General features: G+C 49.0%; 25 protein-coding genes and 1 pseudogene. 7 read left to right on the top strand and 19 right to left on the bottom strand.

Translation table 11 applies throughout. The features are described from left to right. Window positions 1-16 precede the first annotated feature (16 nt). Window positions 17-718: an endonuclease gene (locus AC2T15_RS07750; protein WP_080995576.1), complete on the bottom strand. Its 702-nt coding sequence runs from the start codon at window positions 716-718 to the stop codon at window positions 17-19. A gap of 385 nt (window positions 719-1,103) precedes the next feature. Next, window positions 1,104-2,312, bottom strand: a complete 1,209-nt coding sequence (locus AC2T15_RS07745) for a multidrug effflux MFS transporter (protein ID WP_486777963.1) — start codon at window positions 2,310-2,312, stop codon at window positions 1,104-1,106. A gap of 176 nt (window positions 2,313-2,488) precedes the next feature. On the opposite strand from AC2T15_RS07745, the gene AC2T15_RS07740 reads away from it, so the two are divergent. Next, window positions 2,489-3,520 (top strand): YeiH family protein, encoded by a 1,032-nt coding sequence (locus tag AC2T15_RS07740; protein WP_486777962.1) that lies wholly within the window; start codon window positions 2,489-2,491, stop codon window positions 3,518-3,520. Here the strand turns inward: AC2T15_RS07740 and AC2T15_RS07735 are convergent. Further along, window positions 3,501-4,937, bottom strand: a complete 1,437-nt coding sequence (locus AC2T15_RS07735) for a M48 family metalloprotease (RefSeq protein WP_286638964.1) — start codon at window positions 4,935-4,937, stop codon at window positions 3,501-3,503. The two genes, AC2T15_RS07740 and AC2T15_RS07735, sit on opposite strands and share 20 nt — an antisense overlap. A 236-nt stretch (window positions 4,938-5,173) precedes the next feature. Here AC2T15_RS07735 and AC2T15_RS07730 point away from each other — a divergent pair, with 236 nt between their 5' ends. After that, window positions 5,174-5,413: a sulfurtransferase TusA family protein gene (locus AC2T15_RS07730; protein ID WP_053099840.1), complete on the top strand. Its 240-nt coding sequence runs from the start codon at window positions 5,174-5,176 to the stop codon at window positions 5,411-5,413. 8 nt (window positions 5,414-5,421) lie between these two features. Here the strand turns inward: AC2T15_RS07730 and AC2T15_RS07725 are convergent, their stop codons facing one another. Together AC2T15_RS07725 and AC2T15_RS07720 are read right to left on the bottom strand one after the other, a co-directional pair. Beyond that, complete coding sequence (locus tag AC2T15_RS07725) at window positions 5,422-5,898, bottom strand: peroxiredoxin (RefSeq protein WP_053099839.1); 477 nt, start codon at window positions 5,896-5,898, stop codon at window positions 5,422-5,424. A gap of 23 nt (window positions 5,899-5,921) precedes the next feature. After that, window positions 5,922-6,482 (bottom strand): glycine cleavage system transcriptional repressor, encoded by a 561-nt coding sequence (locus AC2T15_RS07720; RefSeq protein WP_053099838.1) that lies wholly within the window; start codon window positions 6,480-6,482, stop codon window positions 5,922-5,924. 195 nt (window positions 6,483-6,677) lie between these two features. On the opposite strand from AC2T15_RS07720, the gene dapA reads away from it, so the two are divergent. The 3 genes from dapA (at window position 6,678) to AC2T15_RS07705 (ending at window position 9,617) form a co-directional block, all read left to right on the top strand. After that, the gene (gene dapA, locus AC2T15_RS07715) at window positions 6,678-7,556 is read left to right on the top strand and encodes a 4-hydroxy-tetrahydrodipicolinate synthase (RefSeq protein ID WP_286638962.1); all 879 of its coding nucleotides are present in this window, start codon (window positions 6,678-6,680) and stop codon (window positions 7,554-7,556) included. Between the two features lie 30 nt (window positions 7,557-7,586). Further along, window positions 7,587-8,657 (top strand): NlpB/DapX family lipoprotein, encoded by a 1,071-nt coding sequence (bamC, locus tag AC2T15_RS07710; RefSeq protein ID WP_486777961.1) that lies wholly within the window; start codon window positions 7,587-7,589, stop codon window positions 8,655-8,657. A gap of 84 nt (window positions 8,658-8,741) precedes the next feature. Continuing rightward, a complete protein-coding gene (locus AC2T15_RS07705) occupies window positions 8,742-9,617 on the top strand; it encodes a phosphoribosylaminoimidazolesuccinocarboxamide synthase (protein WP_486777960.1) in 876 nt (291 codons plus the stop codon). A 482-nt stretch (window positions 9,618-10,099) separates the two neighbouring features. On the opposite strand, the gene rhlB is transcribed toward AC2T15_RS07705, so the two are convergent. The 3 genes from rhlB to AC2T15_RS07690 form a co-directional block, all read right to left on the bottom strand. Further along, window positions 10,100-11,503, bottom strand: coding sequence for an ATP-dependent RNA helicase RhlB (rhlB, locus tag AC2T15_RS07700; RefSeq protein WP_486777959.1), 1,404 nt, complete (start codon window positions 11,501-11,503; stop codon window positions 10,100-10,102). An 87-nt stretch (window positions 11,504-11,590) separates the two neighbouring features. Next, on the bottom strand, window positions 11,591-12,244 hold the full coding sequence (locus AC2T15_RS07695; protein ID WP_486777958.1) for an alpha/beta hydrolase: 654 nt from the start codon (window positions 12,242-12,244) through the stop codon (window positions 11,591-11,593). Then, window positions 12,238-12,750, bottom strand: coding sequence for an asparaginase domain-containing protein (locus AC2T15_RS07690; protein WP_486777957.1), 513 nt, complete (start codon window positions 12,748-12,750; stop codon window positions 12,238-12,240). The genes AC2T15_RS07695 and AC2T15_RS07690 overlap by 7 nt, the downstream gene beginning before the upstream one ends. Window positions 12,751-12,824: 74 nt before the next feature. Here AC2T15_RS07690 and AC2T15_RS07685 point away from each other — a divergent pair, with 74 nt between their 5' ends. Beyond that, window positions 12,825-13,190, top strand: coding sequence for a GIY-YIG nuclease family protein (locus AC2T15_RS07685; protein WP_486777956.1), 366 nt, complete (start codon window positions 12,825-12,827; stop codon window positions 13,188-13,190). Window positions 13,191-13,215: 25 nt separating this feature from the next. On the opposite strand, the gene AC2T15_RS07680 is transcribed toward AC2T15_RS07685, so the two are convergent. Continuing rightward, entirely contained in the window at window positions 13,216-13,890 is a 675-nt protein-coding gene (locus AC2T15_RS07680; protein ID WP_486777955.1) for a YiaD family glycine zipper/OmpA-like lipoprotein, read from the bottom strand. 152 nt (window positions 13,891-14,042) lie between these two features. Next, a complete protein-coding gene (locus AC2T15_RS07675) occupies window positions 14,043-16,406 on the bottom strand; it encodes a penicillin acylase family protein (protein ID WP_486777954.1) in 2,364 nt (787 codons plus the stop codon). A 127-nt stretch (window positions 16,407-16,533) separates the two neighbouring features. On the opposite strand from AC2T15_RS07675, the gene AC2T15_RS07670 reads away from it, so the two are divergent. After that, complete coding sequence (locus AC2T15_RS07670) at window positions 16,534-17,685, top strand: methyltransferase (RefSeq protein WP_486777953.1); 1,152 nt, start codon at window positions 16,534-16,536, stop codon at window positions 17,683-17,685. A gap of 66 nt (window positions 17,686-17,751) precedes the next feature. Here the strand turns inward: AC2T15_RS07670 and AC2T15_RS07665 are convergent. The 9 genes and pseudogenes from AC2T15_RS07665 to AC2T15_RS07625 form a co-directional block, all read right to left on the bottom strand. Continuing rightward, a pseudogene (locus AC2T15_RS07665) lies at window positions 17,752-18,092 on the bottom strand (DoxX family protein). A 489-nt stretch (window positions 18,093-18,581) separates the two neighbouring features. Next, window positions 18,582-18,782, bottom strand: a complete 201-nt coding sequence (locus AC2T15_RS07660) for a helix-turn-helix transcriptional regulator (RefSeq protein WP_486777952.1) — start codon at window positions 18,780-18,782, stop codon at window positions 18,582-18,584. Window positions 18,783-18,792: 10 nt separating this feature from the next. After that, the gene (locus tag AC2T15_RS07655; RefSeq protein WP_486777951.1) at window positions 18,793-19,677 is read right to left on the bottom strand and encodes a hypothetical protein; all 885 of its coding nucleotides are present in this window, start codon (window positions 19,675-19,677) and stop codon (window positions 18,793-18,795) included. 96 nt (window positions 19,678-19,773) lie between these two features. Continuing rightward, a complete protein-coding gene (locus AC2T15_RS07650; protein ID WP_486777950.1) occupies window positions 19,774-20,154 on the bottom strand; it encodes a hypothetical protein in 381 nt (126 codons plus the stop codon). Between the two features lie 66 nt (window positions 20,155-20,220). Beyond that, window positions 20,221-20,463, bottom strand: coding sequence for a hypothetical protein (locus AC2T15_RS07645; RefSeq protein ID WP_486777949.1), 243 nt, complete (start codon window positions 20,461-20,463; stop codon window positions 20,221-20,223). Between the two features lie 37 nt (window positions 20,464-20,500). Continuing rightward, a complete protein-coding gene (gene ssb / locus AC2T15_RS07640) occupies window positions 20,501-20,992 on the bottom strand; it encodes a single-stranded DNA-binding protein (protein WP_486777948.1) in 492 nt (163 codons plus the stop codon). Further along, window positions 20,989-21,333, bottom strand: a complete 345-nt coding sequence (locus AC2T15_RS07635) for a hypothetical protein (protein ID WP_486777947.1) — start codon at window positions 21,331-21,333, stop codon at window positions 20,989-20,991. The genes ssb and AC2T15_RS07635 overlap by 4 nt, the downstream gene beginning before the upstream one ends. Window position 21,334: 1 nt before the next feature. Beyond that, a complete protein-coding gene (dut, locus tag AC2T15_RS07630) occupies window positions 21,335-21,778 on the bottom strand; it encodes a dUTP diphosphatase (protein ID WP_486777946.1) in 444 nt (147 codons plus the stop codon). Further along, window positions 21,766-21,948 (bottom strand): hypothetical protein, encoded by a 183-nt coding sequence (locus AC2T15_RS07625; protein ID WP_486777945.1) that lies wholly within the window; start codon window positions 21,946-21,948, stop codon window positions 21,766-21,768. Before AC2T15_RS07625 ends, dut begins: the two co-directional genes overlap by 13 nt. Window positions 21,949-21,962 lie beyond the last annotated feature (14 nt).

Below are 21,962 nucleotides of genomic sequence, written 5' to 3'. Positions count from 1 at the left end.
TAAAGAAAGCCCTAGATTAGGACTCGCAACGGCGTAAATCAACAGGGCCAACATAGGGGTTGGCATTTTTTTGCACACAAGCATTGGCTTGATTTCGCCACTTTTCCCAAGCGTTAACGGGGTATTTTTTATGCCAGATTTCATAGATGCGCCGATCAGACTTGGATAAACGCAGCTGATAGGTATCGGCCATATATAAATAAGACCTGGCAATGGCGCCGCGGGTATGTTCAGGTGGCATGGCTTTGCGCTGTTTAAAATCCACCACGAACTCACAGCGACCATACTGACTAGGGGCTTCCCGCCACTCGGTTAAGACAAAATTACTGCGATCACCGTTGACCTCACCCACTACCGGCACCAGGTTGTGTAGATCGGCTTCAGCGACCCGAAATACTGGGTCATTGGCTGCGCAGTTTTTACGCCCGCCGTCTTGCCAGCATTGCCGCTGATGGCCAATGGTCCAAGCCGGCACGATATGTTCCCACTCAACCCGTTGTGCGCGGTTAGCATTTTTGCGTGGCACGTAACCGCAGGACTTTAAGTCCAAACGGTTGCCATGGATATCGCAGCCACAGTAAAAGTCTTTCACCGGTTGTGCTGGATTGAAGGGGTTAACCGCGTAGATTTTCCATGCTTGATTTTTGGCTTGGGCAAAACTGCTCAGTTGATGGGGCGCTTTATTCCCTGGAAAGTCTGGGTAACTGCCTGGTTGAATACTTGGGCTTGGCTTAGAGGGAGTGGTAGGTGCGCGCGGTAAGTACTCTGCTAAATCAGGAAAATACGGCTCAAGCCAGTGTGCATAATGCAGTGCCGTTTGTAGCCACCGCGAATTTGAAAAATTAGGTTGAATTAACAGCGCCAGCGTCAAGAGGCCGATTAAGGCCGCTTGATATAGATAGTTAATCGGGCGTGGCAAGCCACTGCCGGTGACTAGGTCTTTTAACAGTTGGAAAATTTGGTTCACGAAAGCCTCAAGGTAAAATCATTAAGTGCTTCCGTGCGCGCCGTATTTTACTGATTGAGGCTAAAAAAGCCATAAGAAATAAGCCCTTAGCTAAGGGCGCACAACTGACTCGAGCCCTTAGCCAAGGTCGATCGCTTTAATTTGCTCGGGTAGAAGAAAAGCTAAGCGCTGCTTTACTGAGCATTAAGGCCACGCTGCCGCAGGCGGTTAGGGCGATCGGCAGGGTGCTTAAGGTTTGCGGAAAGAGACTGACAATCAGCCCAACAATCCCAGCAATTACAAACTGCATCATACCCATTAAAGAAGAAGCAATGCCGGCATGTTGCTGGGCTTGGGCCATCGTTAAAGCAGTAAGGTTACCTGTGACTAAACCCAGCATGGCCATGGCCAAGCCCAACAACAGTGCGTAGCTGAGGGCAGAAATCTCACTCAGCAGCGCAGTGGCCGTTAAGCTAATGGCAAGCGCTATAAATAAGCCAATGCCTAGGTAAAAAATCCGATGCACCTGCATGACTTTAAGTAAGCGCAGGTTCATTTGGCTGATAACAATCATCACTCCAGCGTTGGCAGCAAATAAGTAGCTAAATTGCTCGGGAGTGAAATCAAAATGGCTAATAAAGACAAACGGCGAATTACTGATGTAACTAAAAAGTGCACCTAAGGTGCCGCCAGTGGCGAGGGTAAAGAGCAAAAATTTAGGGTTACCCAGCAGCTCGCCATAACTTTTCAAAACCTTGGAGAAAGCTAAGGGTAAGCGGTTTTCCGGGGCCAAGGTTTCCGGCAGTAAGCGCCAGCTGAAGGCGAAGCAAATTACCCCGACGGCGGCTAAAGTCCAGAAAATACTGTGCCACTCGCCAAAGCGTAAAATCAGGCCACCAATTAAGGGGGCAGTAATGGGGGCAATCATCATTACTTGCATCAGCATCGAAAAAATTCGTGCCGAGTCTTGCACATCACAGGTGTCGGCCACCACGGCCCGTGGCGTTACTGCACCGGCTGCAGCGCCAATGGCTTGAAAGAAACGCGCTAGTAGCAAGCCTTCAAAGCTGTTTGTGGTGGCGGCAAAGATTGAGCTTAGGGTAAAAATACTAATGCCTAGAAGCAGTGGCAGCTTACGCCCAAAACGATCCAACAGAGGGCCATACAGGCCTTGACCGACACCTAGGCCAATTAAAAACACCGTCAGTGTTTGTTGTATTTGGCCGGCAGAAATATTAAAGCTATCGCCAACCGCAGGAAATGCCGGTAAGTACATATCAATGGCGGTAGCGACAATGGCACTGAGCGATGCCAGTAAAATAATCAATTGCCAATTGAGGCGAGTAGCAGGTCTGACGTGGGTCATTGAATCTCTCAGGTGAATTAAATGTGAATCATTCTTAATTGTTGCTAGGTTAACCCGTTTAGCGAGTTATCGATAGCAAAATGTCACTTCGATAGTTCCTCAGGTAATATGCTGCTTGGATCAATATAAGCTACTGCCAGCATGGCATAACAGGGGCATGATAGATGGGGGTTAAAGTGACAGCAGTTTGGGCAAAAGGGTCAATGCTCAGCGGTATTTTATTAGCTGGAGCGTTAGCCATCGCTGCATCGCTGCTGAGTCAATGGCCAGTGTTAGCCGCGAATGGCTTGGGGGTTTTAACGGTAGCAGTAATTTTAGGCATGCTGCTGGGCAATCTATTGCCCAACCACTGGCATAGCCAGTTAGCGCCAGGGCTGAACTTTAGTAAGCAACGTTTATTACGGATTGGCGTGGCTTTATTTGGCTTGCGCTTATCCTTAAGTGAGGTGCTGCAAGTAGGAATTGGCGCGCTAGTGGTGGATGCGCTGATGATGCTGAGCACCATTGTGTTAGCGATTTGGCTGGGGACCAAACTACTGCGTTTATCAACGGTTGATGCCTTGCTGATTGGCAGTGGTCACGCAGTGTGTGGTGCCGCGGCGGTGTTGGCCTGCAGCGGTATGGTTAAAGCGAAAGATAATCAGGTGGCGATTGCCGTGGCTTGCGTGGTGATTTTTGGCACCCTGAGTATGCTGCTGTACCCGTGGTTGTATCAGCTACAGCTTGGCTTTTTTGCTGATGATCACGCTTTTGGCGTATTTACTGGGGCAACGGTGCATGAGGTGGCGCAGGTAGTGGCGATTGGCACCGCTTTACCAGAGGCCACCGCCCAAGCTGCTTTAGTCAGTAAGTTAATTCGTGTGTTGTTGCTGGCGCCCTTTATTTTATTACTGGGTTGGTGGTGGCTGCGCCGTCACGCAGACGCTGGGGTCACTAGCAGCGAAAAAGTACAGGTGCCCATGCCTGTCTTTGTCTTTGGCTTTATCGCCTGCATGCTGCTAAATACCTGGTTTCCATTGTCGCTAGCGCAAGCTAAATGGGCCTATTGGCTGGATGATTTATTACTTGCCACTGCGATGGCCGCTTTAGGTTTAGGTACCCGTTGGCGCGACCTTAAGCAGGCCGGAATTAAACCGTTATTACTAGCCGCTGCCTTAACCTTGCAGCTGATGCTGCTAGGCGCGCTGGCTAGTTTAGTAACTCTTTAATGCTGCGCTCTTCTTCTTGTAGCGCGCGGTGTCGGGCATCAATTTTAGCGGCTAAGGGGTAATTATTAGCCGCACGTTGCTTGGCATAAATCAGTTGCTCGTAGGACTGCTGATACTCGCCAACTAAGGCGAAGTATTCTGCACGGGCTTGGTGCAAGCCAATAATATTGTTGGTCAGGCCCTGAACTTCAGCCAGCTGAAACCAAATATCGGGATCATAAGGGCGTTTGCGGACCAGCTTATTGAGCAGCTGCTCGGCATCTTGGGCGCGGCTTTGTTGTAAGTAAAAGTTGGCCAATACTTGCTGAGCTGGAAAGTACTCAGGCTGCTGTTGTAATAAGCGCTTTAAGCGCTGCTCTGCAGCTGCGTAGTGTTTTAGGCTGATTTCTAAATCGACATAAGCCAGTTGATAAATGCTATTTTGCGGAGCGCTGTTAATCAGTAAATCGAGATTTTGTTGGGCTTCTTTGAGCGTCTGGGCGCGGATTTGCGCCAGCGCTAAGCCATAGCGCGCTACGTCATTATTGGGCTGCTCTTGTAGTTGCGCGCGAAAACGCTTGAGTGCAATCCCCGGGGTTTCTTCAAAGGTGAGTTGTAACCGCGCCCGTAATAACTGATAGGTTAAGCTATCAATTTTGCCGTGTTGAGCTGCACGTTCGGCGCGGTTGCGGGTATCGGCAATCCGTGACTCGGTGATTGGGTGAGTCAGTAAAAACTCCGGTGGCATCTTATCGTAACGATACTGGCGCGTCAGGCGCTCAAACATTTGCGGCATGGCCCGTGGATCGAAGCCGGCTTTTTCCATATTAGCTAGTCCAATGCGATCGGCCTCTTGCTCGTTTTGCCGCGAGAAACGCTGGCGCTCCTGAAAAGCAGCAGCTTGCGAGCCAGCAATCGCTGCCATGGTTAAGTCGGCGCCGCCGCCGGCTGCCGCGGCGACAATCCCGGCTAACATGGCGGCCATCATTGGCACTTGCATTTGCTTTTGTGCTTCAAGCCCACGGGCAAAGTGGCGCTGGGATAAGTGCGCCAGTTCGTGGGCCATCACCGAAATATATTCTGCTTCAGTTTGGGCGTTTAGAATTAACCCCGCATTGACTCCGATAATGCCGCCAGGAGCGGCAAAGGCATTCAGTTCGGGACTGGCTAGTAAAATAAATTCTAAGCGCCGATCTCTTAACTGACTGGTTTCTGCTAGACGCGCCACGCTGGTTTCAACGTAGTGCTTAATTAAAGGATCTGACAGCTGTTTGACTTGGCCGCGCAAAATACTTAACCAGGCACGGCCTAGACGGTGCTCTTGCTCGGGTGAAATAAGCGCCGAGCTTGCATCACCTAAAGCCGGCAGCTCGTAGGCAGTGCTCGGCAGTGCCCAGAGCAGTGATAAAGACAGTAAAGAGACGCGAAGTAGCCCCATGGAGTCAGTCCTTAATGGTCAATCAAAGAGATATTGAGTGTAGCTTAACTGGCTGAGACTGGCAGCTAGTCCTACAGTTATTGCAGCGTTGTTTAGTGGGGGTTCAGGCGCTGCGCCTAGAACGCTAAGCCAGACCCTGAACCAGCCTTTTTAGTTCGATAAAACTTGAATCTTCAACGGCGTATGCTATAAAAATGCCCACCTTTAATTAGAACAACAATAGACAGAAGAACAAGATGAATAATCAATTTAATGCAGTGCAGGTAGTGGATGCTACGGGATTGGCTTGCCCGTTACCGCTACTCAAATTAAAGCTGGGGTTAAATCAGTTGGCTTCCGGTGAAGTTATTCAATTACTGGCCACCGATGCCGGCTCACAGCGCGATGTGGTGAGTTTTGCTAAGTTGGCAGGGCATCGCTTAGTTAACCAGCAGCAACAGGACGGTGTCTTCAGCTACTGGTTAGCTAAGGCTTAGTCAAAGGATTAGGATGCTTGATTAAGCTGTTGGGCTGCGGCGAGAACTTCAGCGACGTGGCCTTTAACTTTGACTTTACGCCACTCGTGTTGCAATACACCGTTGGCATCGATTAAAAAGGTGCTGCGCTCTATGCCAAGGTACTCTTTGCCATAGAGCTTTTTAAGCTTAATGACCGCAAATTGCTGGCAAAGGGTTTCTTCGGGATCGCTAATAAGTTCAAATGGAAAACCATGTTTGGCTTTAAAGTTTTCGTGGGTGCGTAAGCTGTCCCGTGAAACACCAAACACCACCGTGTTAGCCGCTTGAAACTCAGGGTAGGCATCTCGAAACTCTTGGCCTTCGGTGGTACAACCTGGCGTGTTGTCTTTTGGGTAAAAGTAAATCACCACTTGTTTACCTTGTAGTTGAGCAAGTTCTACCTGAGTATCGGCGGTCGCTTGGGCAATAAAATTAGGTACGGCTTTTTGCAATTCAAGGCTCATATCGATTCTCCTTTCAAGCAAGATTAAATTAACTGAGGGCGCCAAGGCTCAATCAGCGCATCCAAATTAAGCGAGTCGGCAAAGTCTAAAAACTGGTCACGAATCCAACTAATTTGCGCAGTGATCGGCAAGGTCACGGTAATGGTTGCGTTAAGCATCATGGTTTGAGTTTGCGGCGCGATATATGACTCATAGGCGATATTTTCTAGATTGATCTGCTGATCGCTAAAAAACTGACAGAGCTCCGCCAAAATATCGGGTCGATACAGCGCGTTCACATAAACAATGTAGGGTAACGCTTGCTCGGTGCTGTCTTGTTGCTCAGTGCGCACCACCGTTAGGTGAATATTTTCCCGTTTGGCAATATTAGGCAGGCTGACTTCAAGCCGCGCTAACGCATCCCAGCTGCCTCCTGCTTGCACCACTAAGGCGCTGTGTTGTTCATGGCGGGTTAGGCGACTATTGACAACCGAGCAGCGGCTTTCTAAGCAGGCGCGGCACAGCGCGTTGGTCAGCTCAATCGGATTTTGGCCAATGGCACTAATCACTAAATACTGATTGCGTGGAGAATAAGGGGTTTTCATACAGGCTTCCTACAATCGAAAGTAACAGTGCGCGTTAAATGTCAGAGCCTAATATACGCATAAAATCTAAAAGAATGAAAAAAGCCAGCTAAATTGCACAAAACTTAGGCTTTAATAGCAGAGTGCTTGTGCTAAATAAGGCTGATTAGTACCATTAGCGGTATTTCGTTTTTCTATCCTAGCAGGAGCAGTTGCATGATTTCAGGCAGTATGGTGGCGTTAGTCACACCAATGGACGAGCAGGGCAATTTGGATTGGCAGGCGCTGACCAAGCTGGTCGACTTCCATTTGGCCGAAGGCACTAACGCACTGGTGGCTGTAGGTACCTCTGGTGAGTCTGCAACCCTCAATGTTGAAGAGCACGTAGAAGTTATTCGCCGTGTGGTTGAGCAAGTCAATGGCCGTATTCCGGTAATTGCCGGAACCGGTGCTAACTGCACCCGTGAGGCGGTGGCCCTGACCCAGAATGCAAAAAAAGTCGGGGCTGATGCCTGCTTATTAGTGACGCCTTATTACAATAAGCCAACCCAAGAAGGCCTGTATCAGCACTTCAAGCACATTGCTGAAGCGGTAGATATTCCACAAATTCTATATAACGTGCCGGGGCGTACGGTGTGTGACATGCTGCCAGAAACAGTGGCGCGCTTGTCGAAAGTTCCGAATATTATTGGAATCAAAGAAGCCACTGGCTGCCTTGAGCGCGCCCAGCAAGTGCTGGATTTAGTGGACACTGATTTTATTGTGTTGTCGGGCGATGATGCCACGGCTGCGGAGCTAATTTTGCTGGGTGGTAAAGGTAATATTTCAGTTACCGCTAACGTTGCGCCAAAAGCCATGGCAGAGCTGTGCCGTCTGGCTTTAGAGGGTAAAGCTGAAGAAGCACGGGCTTTAAATGATGCCTTAATGCCGCTGCATAACGCGATGTTTGTTGAAGCTAACCCCATTCCGGTGAAGTGGGCCTTACATGAAATGGGGCTAATAAATACCGGCATTCGTTTACCTTTAACGCCACTGAGCGAAGCTTTACGTGCGCCTTTAGTGGCCACTTTGCGTCAGTGCAAACTGATAGCCTAATTTGTAATGCGTTTACTAAAGGTTAACAGCATGAAACAGTTGCCAAGTTTTACCCTGATTGCTCTTTCGCTTGCCGCCTTAAGTGGCTGCAGTTGGATTGGTGGCGATAAAGGTTATTTTCGTGATCGTGGCAGTGATTATTTGCAGGCCGATCAGGGCTCGCCAATGCAGCTACCACAAGGGGTACAAACCAAGCGTTTAGATCCTTTGATGCCGATTCCCACGCATGTCAGTAATATTGAGCAAACAGAGTTTGCTGTCCCACGGGCAACCGTCGCCACTGAGAAAAAACTGGTGGATGACTACAGCTTGCATCAGAGTGGGCAGTCGCAGTGGATTGTGGCTCAGCAAATTCCAGCGCAGGTATGGTCCAACGTGATGGGTTATTTTATGGCCCAGGGCTTTCAGATTCAGTCTGAGTCGCCTCAGGTTGGACAGTTTGTCACCGAGTGGCAAACCTTGGCGAATACCTCAGCACCTTTGGCTGCACGCTTTGGCGAGGCCGCTGCGCAGATGCAAGCTCAGGTGCTAGTGCGGATTGAGCCAGGTGTGCAACGTAACACCAGTGAGATTTTTCTAGAGCCGCAGCTGCGTCAACTTGAGGGAAATGCCTCCGTTGAAACGACCCACGGCTCTTTTGAGAAAACATTGCTGGATGCACTGCGTACCTATTTAGTGCAGAACCAAGATCAGCAGCAAAGTGTTTCCTTATTGGCAGCGAATCGTCAGTTTGATACGCCAGATAAGGTTAATTTGCGCGAGGTCAATGGTCTGCCAGTTTTAGTCTTAGATACCAGCTTTGATCGAGCTTGGTCGAGTGTTGGGCGTGCTTTAGAGCAAGCCAATATTGCCATTGAAGACCTTAATCGCAGCGCTAGTCAGTATGAGATTAACTTAGCCGTTGCGCCTAAAACGCAAAAACGCGGCTGGTTTAAGCGCACCTTTACTAAAGATCCCGCTAAAGTAAAGCCCGAGCTGTATCAAATTCAGCTGCAGCCAGTGGGTCGCCAAGTTGAAGTGCGGGTGATGGATGGTGCAGAGCCTGCAACAGAGGTCAAAGCGAAGTCGATCTTACAGCGTTTAAAAGCCAGTTTAAGTTAAACTCGGCCGATTGTTTATCCAGGCGAAACCACGGTTTCGCCTGTTTTATTTTTATTCTGTAGCCAGTGTGGAGCTAAGCAAGCGATGACTGATTCAAACGCTTTAAGCTTAAAAAAACTATATTCTGGAAAAGTTCGTGATCTGTATGAGATTGACCAGCAGCGCATGCTGATGGTGGCCAGTGATCGTCTTTCGGCCTTCGATGTGATTTTAGAGCAGCCGATTCCGGATAAAGGCAAAATTTTAACCAGTATTTCTAACTTCTGGTTTGAAAAACTAAAAGATCTGATTCCGAATCATTTTACTGGGGATCAGGTGGCGGATGTGGTGAGCGCTGAAGAATTGCCTTTAGTGGAAGGGCGCTCGGTAGTGGCTAAGCGCTTAACGCCGGTGGCGGTTGAGGCCATTGTGCGTGGCTATTTAGTGGGTTCAGGTTGGAAAGAGTATCAGCAGCACGGCACGGTGTGCGGTATTGCTCTGCCAGCGGGTTTAAAAGAGGCGGCTAAACTACCTGAGCCAATTTTTACCCCATCAACTAAAGCTGAAGTAGGTGATCACGACGAGAACATTTCCTTTGCCCAGTGCCAAGCCATTATTGGTGAGCAGCTGGCCGAGCAAGTGCGGGATGTCTCAATCCAGTTGTATAAGGCAGCGGTTGAGTATGCAGCCAGTCGCGGCATTATTATCGCCGATACCAAGTTTGAATTTGGCTTAGATGAAGCGGGTAACTTAACCTTAATGGATGAGGTATTAACGCCTGATTCGAGCCGTTTTTGGCCGCAAGAAAGCTATCAAGAAGGCACTAACCCGCCGAGCTTTGATAAGCAGTTTGTGCGCGACTGGTTAGAAGCCAGTGGCTGGAATAAGCAAGCACCGGCGCCGATTATTCCCGAGGAAGTCATCACTAAGACCGCAGAAAAATACCGTGAAGCGGCGCTGCGTTTATTTGGTGAGTGCTAATTAGCTTGGCATTAGCCCTAGCTAAACAAAAACAGGTAAAGAAGCAAGTCGAAATTTGCATTTTTTACCTGTTTATTTTCTAAGTTATTAACATAAAGGCTTGACAACTAAAAAACCTTTTTTGCCCTTGGGTAGAATGGAGTTGACTCACTACTCGTTGTAAGTTGTTGAAAATTAAAGAAATATTTTCTGGTGAAAAAAACAACAATTTGTAGAGAGGCGGCATGTTTAGTGGGTTGTAGCAATTTCTTAAACTGATATAAACAGAGTTATCCACAGAATGTGTGGATTGTTTTTCTAGCCCTGATTGGGCCACGCTTAGCGCACTTTTGCTAGTTGCCGTGCCGGCTAAATAGTAAGCTGTGGCTGAGCGCTCAGCTTAAGTCTAGAAAAAATCGTCAGACAAAAATAAGCCATAAAAAACGCTATGCCGAGCTGCAGTCGTGCATAGCGTTCTTGGGTGTCAAACACCAGTTAACGGGTTAGCGTTTTAATAAATGCTCGGGCGGAATCTCGCAGTCGATTTTTTTGCCCAGTAAAGCTTCAATCGGCGGCAGGGCAAAGGCATCATCTTCACCGGCAAAGCTGATCGAAGCACCTTCAGTGCCAGCGCGTCCAGTACGACCAATCCGGTGCACGTAATCATCTGGGGTTTCTGGCAGGGTGTAATTAATTACATGGCTGATGCCATCAATATGAATCCCACGACCAGCGACATCAGTGGCGACTAAGACCTGTAGTTTGCCTTGCTTAAAGTCTTCAAGTACGCGCATCCGTTTGTTTTGTGGAACATCGCCGGACATTTGCGCAGCTTTAATGCCATCTTTACGTAAACGCTCTTCAATGCGTCGTACTTCGTCCTTACGGTTGGCAAAAACCATCACCCGTGACCAGTCATTTTGCTGAATTAGGTTGCGCAGTAGGCGGTATTTATCACTGTTAGCCACGGCATAGACTTGTTGCGCTACGTGATCGCTAGCGACTTGTTCAGGTTCAATTTCCACAATGGCTGGGTTAACCGTCCACTGTTCTGCTAAGCGCATCACGTCATCGGTGAAGGTCGCTGAAAATAGCAGGGTTTGTCGCTCGGACTTGGGTGGCGTGTGGCGAATAATTTGGCGTACTTGAGGAATAAAGCCCATATCTAACATGCGGTCTGCTTCATCAAGCACCAAGACTTCGACCATATCCAGGTAGACTTCGCCACGTTGTTGAAAATCTAGCAGACGGCCTGGGGTGGCTACCAAAATGTCGCAGTAGTTTTTTTCTAGTGCTTTGAGTTGTTTGTCAAAGTCCATGCCGCCGACAAAACTCATGACGTTGAGCTCAGTGTAGCGGGTTAAGTTAATCGCATCTTGGGCAATTTGTGCTACGAGTTCGCGAGTAGGCGCAATGATTAGGGCGCGTGGCTCCCCCATGTAGCGTTCTTTGGGGGGAGGCACTTGCTGTAATTGGGTAATGGTTGAAATTAAAAAGGCCGCAGTTTTACCAGTACCAGTTTGGGCGCGACCAATGGCATCGCGACCGGCGATTGTGTGCCCCAATACACCCGCTTGAATCGGTGTGCAGTAAGGAAAGCCAAGGTCATGGATGGCGTGCATCAATGGTTCGGACAAGGGGAAATCATGGAAGCGAGTCTTGCCTGCTGCAGGTTCAACCTGAAAGTCACTGAGTGACCAAGCCGCTTTTTTTGGGGCAGCTTTAGCTGGACGGGCTTTACGTGGGGCAGTGGATTTGTTTGGCTCGCTTTGCGTAGCATGACGCGAGCGCGGCTTGCTGTTATTTGCAGCAGCGCTAGTTTCGGTATGGCTTGCAGCAGTCGATGGCGCTTGCTTAGCGGCAGGATCGGTGGGCATGCCAAATAGTTTTTTAAGTGCTTTGAGCACGGCGTTCTCATTATAGTGTGAAAGGTAGCTGGATTTTACGTCAGTCCCTAGGTTGATGAAATATCAATTAATGCCAAAGTAAGTAGCTTAATTGAGGTGTTGTTCGAGCCAAGACTCAATATCTTTAATTTGCTGGGGGTGCACTTCATGCTGCATAGGGTAGTCTGCCCAGCGGCTTTCAACTTGCCAGGCTTGCAGCTGCTGAAAGGCAGCTTGTCCCATGGCAGGGGGGACGACGCCATCGAATAAGCCGTGCATAACAAAGGCAGGGCGCTGCGTGGAAATGGGCTGCAACTCAGGGCTAAAGGTAGGTGCATAGGTGGACAGCGCCAGTACGCCACCGAGGGAGCCTGACCAGCGTAAGTAGGCAGTGTGTAAGACTACCGCGCCACCTTGGGAAAAACCGGCTAAGAAAATTCGTTTAGGGTCAATGCCAGCATCGCGTTGCTGCTCAATCAGCTGCATTACGCCTTCGGCCGATTGCTCTAGTTGTTGTTGATTAATCGCGCGTTTATTGGCGCTCATTTCTAAAATGTCGTACCAGCTCGGCATAGCATAGCCGCCATTGACCGTGACTGGCCGGGTTGGGGCTTGGGGTAAAATAAAGCGCGTGCTGCGCAGCTTAGGCTGCAGCATTTGTGCTACCGGCTCAAAGTCGGTTTGGCTAGCACCAAGGCCATGGAGCCAAATTACTGCCGAGTCAGCTGTTTGCAGGGGTTCAACAATCAATGCGTCTAACATGGTGTCAGGTGCTCCAAAGCTTCAAAGCATTGCGCCGCGCGGTTTTTTTGTACTGCGCCAGCAGCAAAAATTTGTCCATTCATCGCGATATAAATGCCTGCGGCTAAGCATTGTGCGGCCCCTAGGGCAAAGCCTAGATTAAAGGGGGCATCACTGTGTTGCATCAGAGCAGGCTGCATCGCCCCGGTCAAGACGATGGTTTTATCGGGGTAAGCGGTTCTGGCTTGATTAAGGTAGTTGGCGCTTAAGCTCATGGTATCGGTGCCGTGGATAATCACAATCTGTTGGGCATCCGCTTGCTCAATGGTTTGGCTCAATAAGGCGCGATCAGTAGCCGTAAGCTCTAAGCTGTCTTTTTTGAGCAGACTGGTCAGCTGGTAACGGCAGTTGACCTTAGCTTGCTGTAAGATGTTGGCGGCTTGTGGCTCGCCAATAGAAAACTCAGATAAGGCATCAAAGTAAACCTTATCAAAGGTGCCACCGGTAGTAATAATCTGTATAGCCATCAGTTATTGCATTCAAATCAAGAAGAATAGGCATTCTGTCATAGAATTCAGCCAAAGTCGTAGTTTAGAGCTTTATGGAAATTAAACAATCAGCCCCTAGCACAAGCTCACCCGCGCCCGCTTCAATTCAAGAGCAGTGGTGGGTGTATTTAATTAGGGCAGAAAACAATGCGCTGTATTGCGGTATCAGTAATAATCCACAGGCACGCTTAGCTAAGCATCAAGCTGGCAAGGGCGCCCGTTTTTTTGCGTTAAGTCCGGCAGTGGCTATGGTCTATCTAGAAGCTTGTGCTGATAAATCCACGGCGCTCAAGCGTGAATTAGCAATTAAGAAGTTAAGTAAGGCGGCGAAAGAGCAGCTAGTGCGCAAGGCAGCGGCTGAGGCGATGGAGCAGAAGCGGAGTGGAGGCATTGGGGAAAGTCAGCAAGGCGCAGGGTGAGCTGCGCCTTGTCTGAAGAGCTAAATTACTGATAAGCGCCAGGAATTGGGCGTAAATTGATTTCTACACGGCGGTTATCTTGGCGACCTTGGGCGGTACTATTGCTAGCAATAGGCTGATCTGGACCGGCACCATGCACACTCATTCGGCCGCGATTAACCCCTTGGCTGCTGAGGTAATCGGCTACGCTTTGCGCGCGACGCTGTGACAGATTTAGGTTAAGCTGGCGTGAACCTGTGCTGTCAGTGTGACCAACGATTTCAATAGTGTTTTGATCGTACTGTTGGAAGGAGCGGGCTAAGTCATTTAGCGGCGCGTAGAACTCGCTGGTAATGTTGGCTGAGTTGGTAGCAAAGGTGACGTTACCCGGCATTACGAGGGTCAGATTGTCGCCTTCACGTTGAACTTCAATGCCAGTGCCTTGCATGCTGCGACGAAGCTCGGCTTCTTGTTTGTCAGCATAGTAGCCATAACCGGCACCTGCAGCACCTGCTACCGCCGCGCCAATTAAGGCGCCTTTACCGCGGTCTTTTTTGCTAGACGTTGCGGCACCTACTGCCGCGCCAGCTAGGGCACCTAAACCACCATACATCGCGGTTTTGTTACGGTCGGTCGGTTCGTTGTACGGGTTATTGTTAGCGCAACCGGCAACCAGCGCTAGGGCACTGGCTGCAACAATTAGTTTAGTTAAGCCTTTCATTTGGTGTTACTCCTGTTCAGCTTATAACTCAATAGTATTTAACGCTCAATAGAGCTTAAATACAGCAAATAATTCCTTAGCCGACCAGTAAAACCTTGCCAGCTTGAGCCTGAGTATAGCGCGAGCTAGGTACGGCTTGCATCTAGGTCAAGTTACTTGGGCTGTAATTGCAAAGGCGCATAACGGTACATAGTGTGTTGATGACTGGGGCTAAAGGGTAAATAGCTAGAGCGAAATGCTTCTGGGCGCCGTTTGTTAGTGGGGCGCTCGGCAACTAATAGTGGTTCACGTAGGCTAAAGTCTACCAGAAGTCGTTGGCTACTAAGGCGCTCAATGCCTGAGGGGAGGCTGGTATCAAGTTGTAGGCTGTTGAGGGTGTGAATTGAGCCGCTTGGTAAATCTGCAGGTAGCCCTTGTAACCTATGCAGTTGCCAACGACTGCTATTGCTGCCGAGTTTTTGGCTTAGCTGTTGGTGGGTGGCGAGGAATAACTCAGCCAGAGCTTGGCCTTTAGCTTGAGGCCAAAAAGGGCTGTTATCTTGTTGCAGTAAGTGTGCTAGAGCAGGCGCAGTAGAATTATTGCTGAGTTGCTGAAAGCCTTGCAGGGCGACAGGCGAGAGTGGCCGCTGGGCTGACTGCAGTAAAAACTCTTGGCTGGTTGCTAATAATTGGCTGTAAATGGCGGCAGCGATTGAGTCAGGGGCTAAGAGGCCGTCAAAGTTTTGCAGTTGCTGCAAAATAAAGCGTGATTTTGCTTGCTCGGCTGGGGCTTGCTGTTCTATAGCCTGCTTTAGCGGGTGGGCAATATGGGGTAACTGTAAGCTGTGCTGTAGACGCTGGGCGCTGATATCTAGTGGCGAGTTAAATAGTGCCAAGTTTGCTTTGGCGGGTGGCTGACTGGCCGTTAGTAGTTGCTCAATCCGTTGGGCGCGGTAGCGTCCATTGCCTTGATTGCTGAGAATTAAACCAAACTGTTGCCCCGGCTGGTTATTAGCAGTCACTAGCGCTCCAGAAGCTGGATTTATGTCATAGGGCAATAAGCTAGGCTCTAGCAGCCCAAGCCACTGCTTATCCATCTCCCAGCCGGCTACTGGAAATAAACCACGGCCTGCGCCACGGCTGGGGTAGCTCCCGGTAGTTTGCCAGCTAATTTGTTGGGCATCAGCGAACAGCATTTCTAATCCTAGCAGGTGTAAGTCGCTCGCCAGTGTCAGACCAGTTTCGGCTTGATTGAGCTGCATAAACTTAAATAAAGCTGCCACGGCTTGCGGCGTAAACTGTTGCGGCTGCTGGAGACTAACACTGGATTTACCGTTTAACTGCGCAGCGCTGACTAAGCCGTTATGCAAGAGCGGGCCGCGTGGGGTGCGATAAAAGGTATGGGTCAGGGGCTGGGTTTGGCCTTTTACTATAAAGCGCTCGATTTTTGCTTGGGCGGGCCGCCACTGCTGTTGCTCAAGGTACATTAAGCGGCCATTACGCAGGGCTAGGCGCTCGATAAAGAGGTCTTGATTATCGGCATTGCTACTGGCAAAGGAGTAGGCAACCCGCTGATTGCTGCCTGCTAAAACACTAGGAAAGCCTGGCAAACTAAAGCCAGCCACTGCCAGCTCAGGCGACTGCCATTGACTTAAATACAGTGCTGTTCCGAGCTGAGGATTGGCATGCCAGTCACTGACTAATAAACTTTTTCCTGTTTGTGGGCGACGGTTTTGCGCCCACTGGGAGCTGGACAGGCTCGCTAGTCGGTTCTGTTGGTTTAAGTACAGGCTAGCGGCTAGTACGGGTTCGAGCTCAAGTAATTGATTTTTGTATTGTTTTAGTTGTGTCAGTAGCGTCAGGCTTTCGGCTGAATCGCTGTTAACTAAGGCAGCCAGTTGTGCTGGGTTAAAATTATCCGTCAGTAAGGTCAGTGTTAGCTCATCATTGAGGTTACCAGCCAAGCTAAACCCCAGAAACAGTAAGCTGGCCAGTGAGTCTTCAGCTCGCCAGTAAGCGGGGTTGCCTGTTGCTGTTAAGGCATAGTCGGCTAACTGCTGGCGCTGATGATACAGCTGAGCATTGACCCCGCGGGCATAAACCTCTAGATAAGTACGTAGCCCCTTAGGTAGTTGCTGCAACAGTTGCTGAGCTTGGCCTTTAAAGTCGAGGGAGCGCATTAAATAATCGCTTGGTAACGCCTTGGGGCCTTGAATTTCAGCCAAGGTGCCGTAAGCCATGGCACGTTGTAGCATCATTTGCTCTAAACGCTGATCCGCATGTAAAAAGCCCTGACTAAATAATAAGTCATGGGCATTGGCAGCCTGAATCAGTGGTGAGCCTAGGGCATTACGTTTAATTTGAACCGGTTGTGCTAACCCTTTAATCGCTACCGCGCCTTGGGTGATAGGCAGTGATTGCTCTTGGGAGCCAATAAGGTGGTTAAGGTGGTTGCAGCCGCTGAGTAAGGTCATTCCCAGTAGCAATCCGTAACGACGAAGTGGTGACAAATTAAGCTGAAGGTGACAATTGAGCATGGTAAATCCCAGCAATAAAAGGGCGGAATTAAGGGAATGGCTGAATTCTTGGTAAAGTGGGGCACTATTTTAAAGCTAATGCCCGTTAGGCGTCATTAGTCTCAGTATCACTGAATTTGGAGTGCCTATGTCGGCGCAAGAATACCTTGAGTGGCAGCAACAATCATCTATCGAATCTGCCTTATGGTTAAGTGAGCACTTTACCAAAATTCCAAGCAAGTTAACGGTGATCGATGATCAGGTCAACGCAGATACTGCTTACCGTTTAGCTTGTGAAGGCCATGGCTTGTTATGGCAAGGTGACTTTCAAAATGCTAAGCAATTATTGCAGGCCATGAGCCGGCGTTTTGAGCGCGGTCTTAAAGCAAAATCAAAGAAAAAAGCAGGGACTTTAACTACGGCTGAAAGGTTTCATCAGTATCGCTTACAGCAAGCCCAGCGGGCCGCTATTTTAAATCAGCTGCTGATTCAGCTCAGTGCTAACGGTAGTTGTGCGCTTAAGCGCGCACCTGATACTGCTGAGGCATTGCAGGCAGCATTTGGCTTGCAGGAAGATCGTTATTTATTGCCGCTGCGTGCATTGCAAGGTGCTTTAGGGGCTTATCAGTGGCGGCTTAAAGGGGTTGAAGTTAAAGAGTTACAGGCTTCGGTTTATCCACGCTATGGTGTATTTGCTCCAGTGCGTAGCGAATATTTAGCTTTGGTTGAACAGGCCTGTGCTGAGCTTAAGGCAGAGCAGGCACTGGATATAGGAACCGGCACTGGGGTGATTGCGGCCATGTTGGCTAAACAAGGCGTGCCTAAAGTGCTGGCAACCGATATTAATCCAGCGGCGATTGCTACGGCAAAGGAAACGATTCAACAACTGGGTTATTGCCAGCAGGTGCAGATTATTGAAGCTGACTTGTTTCCAGATACGCTGCAGAGCTATGACTTGATCGTGTGTAATCCGCCTTGGTTACCGGGTAAAGCATCTAGTGCGTTAGAGTTTGCAGTCTATGACCATAAAAGCCGGATGCTTAAGCAGGTGTTGCAGGGTGGTGCACTGCGTCTAAATAGTGGTGGGCAACTCTGGATTATTATTTCTGATCTTGCCGAACACTTACAGCTAAGAACGCGCACTGAGCTATTGCACTGGATCGAGCAGGCGGGTTTACGGGTAATCAAGCGCTTGGATATCCAACCCAGTCACCGTCGTAGCCACGATCAGCAGGATGCGTTTTATCACGAGCGCTCACAAGAAGTTACTTCATTATGGGTGTTGGGTACTGCCAAATAACAAACGTAGCAGCGGACAAGCTACTTGCTAAAAGTCATGACTGCTAACTTTTAGCAAGTTCAGCAGTTAGCTGCGGCTTTTGTGTTCTAGGGCGTGATCAAGACTAAAGCGCTGCGCACCCTGTAGGGCTAGCACTAAAAAACCACCAGCCATACTGATGTTTTTCATAAAGGCAGTGGCCTGATCAGGCGTGCCATGGAAGATAAAGGCAGAAGCTAGGTTAAATACGACAAATACCAAGGCTACGCCGCGGGTTTGAAAGCCGAATAAAATCGCCAGTCCACCACCGAGCTCAAGCAAGACCACTAAGGGGAAAAGCTGGGCACCCCCTGGCTCGCCATATATTGCAAAGTAGGCTCCATAGCAAATAACTTGCCCCAGCCCGAGACAATAAAAATATAAGCCAAGAGTGCGCGGGCAATTAGGTTAAGAGCAGCCTGTAGATTAGGTTGAGTTAAGTAGCGTTGTACAATCAGATTGGGATTAGGCAGAGCACACTCCAAATACAGTGCTTATTCTGAGAAGTGAGTATTGAGAGTAAAAGTTTAGCTAAGTATGCAGCGAAGTTGGAATAACAGGTGGCGGGTGGCGTATAGAGAATAAAAAAGTTACTACCTAGCGATAAGGGCTATAGCACTTGATGCTGACTTCTTTAGGAATGATTAGCCTTGCTGGTTGATGCAGTTTTTTGGGATGTTTTTTGGGGGGATTATTCAGATCTTTTTTTGTAGGCCTTTAGAGATAAGGCTTACAGGCTGTATTTGGTGCCCGGGGGGGGCGGCTAACCTTTGATAGAAGGGATTGATTTATAAGGTGTTTTTTTTAAGGTTAGCCGTTAAGGATACAAGCGGGGATACAAGAGGGGGCGCGTTAAGTTGCGTTATGCAACGTGTTGCTTATGTGTATTCCTGCTGCTTTACCCAGTTATGAATATCTTCTGCTTTATAGTAAACAGGAGACTGCCTTGAGTTGCCAATTTTAACCGGCTGAGGGAAGCCAGGAACTGTTTTTACTCGGCGGCGTAAAGTGTCGACTCTTACTCTGAGAATCTCACATACTTCATTTTGCCGATAAAGCTGTGGATGTAACTCTACCATTAATAATCTCCTATGCTGCCATTTTGTTCGGTTGTTTTGCTAGTTTGCTGTAGCGCCAAAGGTCAGTGGCTTTAGTTAGCACAGCTGCTGTTCTGCGCTGCGCCTCATCCAGCAAGTCGCTGTATTCTTTTAAGAGGCGGCGGGTGTAGCTGCGTGATAATTTGATTTGCAGGCACACCTGATCAAGTGTTTGACCTTGCTGCATTAGCTCGTATATCTGCTGGCGCTTAGCAAAGCATTTAGCTTTTGACTCTTCTTCAAGCAGTGCACGAAAGGCTATAAATAGCGTTTCATAGAGCAGATCCAGCTTTGCTTCGGGGTGTGCGATGATGGGCAAGGTTTTTTGTATTGAGTTTGATAGCTGCCACTGCAGCATCGACCAGCCGTGATCGTGGCAAAGCGTATAAAGCTGATCAAGCTGCTGGTCGGTGAAAAGCTGAATCTCATCATTGAGGCTTTTATTTTGAGTTAACACAGACCCAATCGCTTGGAGATTTTTGCAGTCAATCGAGCGAATAAAATCCCCGCTTTCACTATCGAGCTGCTCAAGCAAAGTATGCAGCTTGTACTCTTCTTCAGCTTTCAAGTGCAGCGTTTCAAGCCTTTGTTCTTCTGCGTGATCTTGATCGAGTATTGCCGTTGTGGCCGCACTAAACAGCCACGGGTGATCGCTAAAGTCACGGTAAACTTGCTGGGCCATCTTTGGGCTTATGATTGGCTTCATTTTTCGGTACTCAACAAACAGCATCTTGGTGCTGCCGTCCGAGTACTGGATGCCTACGCGGCATACACCGCGCAGCATTAAGTTTGCTCGGTTAACTTCGGCGCGCATAGCAAAGCCTTTTACTGGTTTATGCTGTGCGCGGATTTTTTTCGTTTTTGGCTTGCGTGCCATGGCGTGATTCTCCTAATAACGCACCGCAACGCGTACAGGCTGCGCCGCGAGTAGGGCAGCCGCTAACAGGTTTGCGGGTTTTTCTACAGATGGTTTTCATGACTGGCGGCACTCGGCAATAGCTAGAACAAAATCTAGTGGGGTGCATGCCATGATCGGTGTGTAGCCAAGCTTTTGTGCTGCTTGTAGTGTTTTCTTGTTCTGCAGATCAATTTCTTTGAGCGCTTGCTGCTGAGCTTTAAAGCGTTGATTAATATCGTTCGCTATCTGCTCTGCGCGGGCCTTAACTTCTGGGCTGGGTTTTAGGTTTTTTTGGTAGCTGATGCCTGCATGCCAGGCTGCTTGCCAGTCTTGCCAAGCGACTTCCACTTCATCGCAAATGTATCTGCCTTTTTTGCGATGTATGTTTTCTGGTTTTTTAGGAAATAGCTGGCGCTCGCGCTGCTCGAACGCAGCACGCATTTTTGTTTTGCTCATAGTTGTTTACTCAGAGGACGTTTGCCGCCTTTATGAACTTTGGCGACCAGTTAGCTTAGCGCTGGGTTAGCTAAAAAACTGTTTCTTTTGCTCGGGCGTAAGGTGCTCGGCGGCGTGGATTAAACGAGTGATGATGTCTTGTGGTTCGTCGATGCCTGTTTCTTGCATGAGTAGCTCAAGCTTTGCGTTGGTGACGTGAAACAGTTGCAGTTTGATGGTTTTGGCTAATAGCCTAGCGAGGCGTTCTTCTTGTTTTAGTTTGTCGCGTTCGCGTTGTTCTCGTTTACGTTCGGCGGGTGTTTTGGCCACTGCAGCCTCCTATTTACACACTACTCTCTGGTAAACCTCAGAACGGAATATCATCATCAAAGCTGTTGTAATCAGGTGCTGGCCCTTGGGCTTGCTGGCTAGGTTGCCGTGCTGGCGCTTGGTTGGGTGCAGCAGGTTGGTAGGCAGCTTGTTGTGCAGCGGCTTTGCTTTGTCCAGAATCGCCGGAGCGGCTATCTAGCATTTGCATTTGGCCGCTAATATCCACGACAACCTCGGTGGTGTAGCGCTTAACACCGTCCTTTTCCCATTCTCGGGTTTGCAGCTTGCCCTCTACATATAGCTTGGAGCCTTTGCGAACGTACTGACCGACCACTTCAGCCAAGCGACCAAAAAAAACAATTCGGTGCCACTCGGTTTTTTCTTGCTGTTGACCGGTTTGTTTGTCTTTCCAGCTTTCACTGGTAGCCAGTGTGATGTTGGCAACAGCGTTACCGCTGGGCATATATCGAATATCTGGGTCGCCGCCCACGTTACCCACTAAAATTACTTTATTAACTCCGCGGCTCATGGCTGCTCCTTTCTATCGTTCTTGTGTATCAAGTCAATCACATCTTGCATGCGGTGCGGGTGAAGCTCAGCGATACTTTCCAGCCCATCGACTAAGCATGCCCGGCTTACACCGCGGCGGTCCGCTTCACGTTTGATCAATGCTTTGTTCTTTTTAAGATCTTGCAGCAGAGCTTTAGCTTCGCGAGAGCGGGCGAATGCCTCTTTACGCTTCTCGCTAATAACTTTTTGTTGTGCGCGTTCTTGCTGGCGCTTTGCTGCTAGATACTGATCAAGCTCTGCGTGGAATTTCTTGCCGCGCTTATCCAGCGGCAAGTTTAATATGCCGTGATCTAGTGCCATATCAGCTACCTGTGCTACCAAATCCGCCAGTGCCGCGCTCTGTATCGTTAAGAGTTCCGACTTGTACGAATCTTGCGCGGTGAACAGGCATTAACTGGGCTTGGGCGATGCGGTCACCATGCTTTACAGGAAAAGCTGTGCGACCGTCGTTGCTTAGTTTTACTTTCACTTCACCACGATAATCGCTATCAATCACGCCGACGCAGTTAGCAAGGCGTATATCGTTTTTAAACCCGTGACCACTCCGGCTAAAGATAAGCATTTGCCAGCCCTCAGGAATTTCAAACGCTAAACCCGTGCCGATAATGCTGTCTGAGCCAATCAGTAATTGGCTGGCTTCATCTTGATGAAGGTCTGCGTGTAAATCAAAGCATGCTGCGCCACTGGTTGCGTAACTAGGGATAGTGGCGCTGTCTGATAGCTTTTTAACTTTTAGCTGAGGCATGTGATTGCTCCTTTGCTTTTTGGCTTCCCATTAAAGTAGGCCGCTTTATTTCGCTGAATAAGCGGCTGTGTTTTGATCTTGCCGTGCCGGCGCTCGTAATCTTTCTGAAGCTTGGCCAGCAGCTGGCGATTGGGTTCGTTTATATCTATTTGGGCTTGAAATGGTGTCATCTTGCGTACCATAA

The organism is Thiopseudomonas sp. SA1F2-1K, assembly GCF_057443035.1.
Note: the sequence above shows the minus strand (reverse complement) of the source record. Positions and strands in the feature narration are given on the sequence as shown.

Bases quoted from the DNA above. Each gene is read 5' to 3' on its own strand.
- AC2T15_RS07695 (WP_486777958.1), bottom strand. From the start codon at position 12,244: ATGTTAGACGCATTGATTGTTGAACCCCTGCAAACAGCTGACTCGGCA.
- AC2T15_RS07730 (WP_053099840.1), top strand. From the start codon at position 5,174: ATGAATAATCAATTTAATGCAGTGCAGGTAGTGGATGCTACGGGATTG.
- AC2T15_RS07675 (WP_486777954.1), bottom strand. From the start codon at position 16,406: ATGCTCAATTGTCACCTTCAGCTTAATTTGTCACCACTTCGTCGTTAC.
- AC2T15_RS07705 (WP_486777960.1), top strand. From the start codon at position 8,742: ATGACTGATTCAAACGCTTTAAGCTTAAAAAAACTATATTCTGGAAAA.
- AC2T15_RS07680 (WP_486777955.1), bottom strand. From the start codon at position 13,890: ATGAAAGGCTTAACTAAACTAATTGTTGCAGCCAGTGCCCTAGCGCTG.
- AC2T15_RS07660 (WP_486777952.1), bottom strand. From the start codon at position 18,782: ATGGTAGAGTTACATCCACAGCTTTATCGGCAAAATGAAGTATGTGAG.
- AC2T15_RS07725 (WP_053099839.1), bottom strand. From the start codon at position 5,898: ATGAGCCTTGAATTGCAAAAAGCCGTACCTAATTTTATTGCCCAAGCG.
- AC2T15_RS07685 (WP_486777956.1), top strand. From the start codon at position 12,825: ATGGAAATTAAACAATCAGCCCCTAGCACAAGCTCACCCGCGCCCGCT.
- AC2T15_RS07655 (WP_486777951.1), bottom strand. From the start codon at position 19,677: ATGGCACGCAAGCCAAAAACGAAAAAAATCCGCGCACAGCATAAACCA.
- dut (WP_486777946.1), bottom strand. From the start codon at position 21,778: ATGCCTCAGCTAAAAGTTAAAAAGCTATCAGACAGCGCCACTATCCCT.
- AC2T15_RS07635 (WP_486777947.1), bottom strand. From the start codon at position 21,333: ATGGCACTAGATCACGGCATATTAAACTTGCCGCTGGATAAGCGCGGC.
- bamC (WP_486777961.1), top strand. From the start codon at position 7,587: ATGAAACAGTTGCCAAGTTTTACCCTGATTGCTCTTTCGCTTGCCGCC.
- AC2T15_RS07720 (WP_053099838.1), bottom strand. From the start codon at position 6,482: ATGAAAACCCCTTATTCTCCACGCAATCAGTATTTAGTGATTAGTGCC.
- AC2T15_RS07690 (WP_486777957.1), bottom strand. From the start codon at position 12,750: ATGGCTATACAGATTATTACTACCGGTGGCACCTTTGATAAGGTTTAC.
- AC2T15_RS07625 (WP_486777945.1), bottom strand. From the start codon at position 21,948: ATGACACCATTTCAAGCCCAAATAGATATAAACGAACCCAATCGCCAG.
- dapA (WP_286638962.1), top strand. From the start codon at position 6,678: ATGATTTCAGGCAGTATGGTGGCGTTAGTCACACCAATGGACGAGCAG.
- AC2T15_RS07745 (WP_486777963.1), bottom strand. From the start codon at position 2,312: ATGACCCACGTCAGACCTGCTACTCGCCTCAATTGGCAATTGATTATT.
- AC2T15_RS07670 (WP_486777953.1), top strand. From the start codon at position 16,534: ATGTCGGCGCAAGAATACCTTGAGTGGCAGCAACAATCATCTATCGAA.
- AC2T15_RS07650 (WP_486777950.1), bottom strand. From the start codon at position 20,154: ATGAGCAAAACAAAAATGCGTGCTGCGTTCGAGCAGCGCGAGCGCCAG.
- ssb (WP_486777948.1), bottom strand. From the start codon at position 20,992: ATGAGCCGCGGAGTTAATAAAGTAATTTTAGTGGGTAACGTGGGCGGC.
- AC2T15_RS07735 (WP_286638964.1), bottom strand. From the start codon at position 4,937: ATGGGGCTACTTCGCGTCTCTTTACTGTCTTTATCACTGCTCTGGGCA.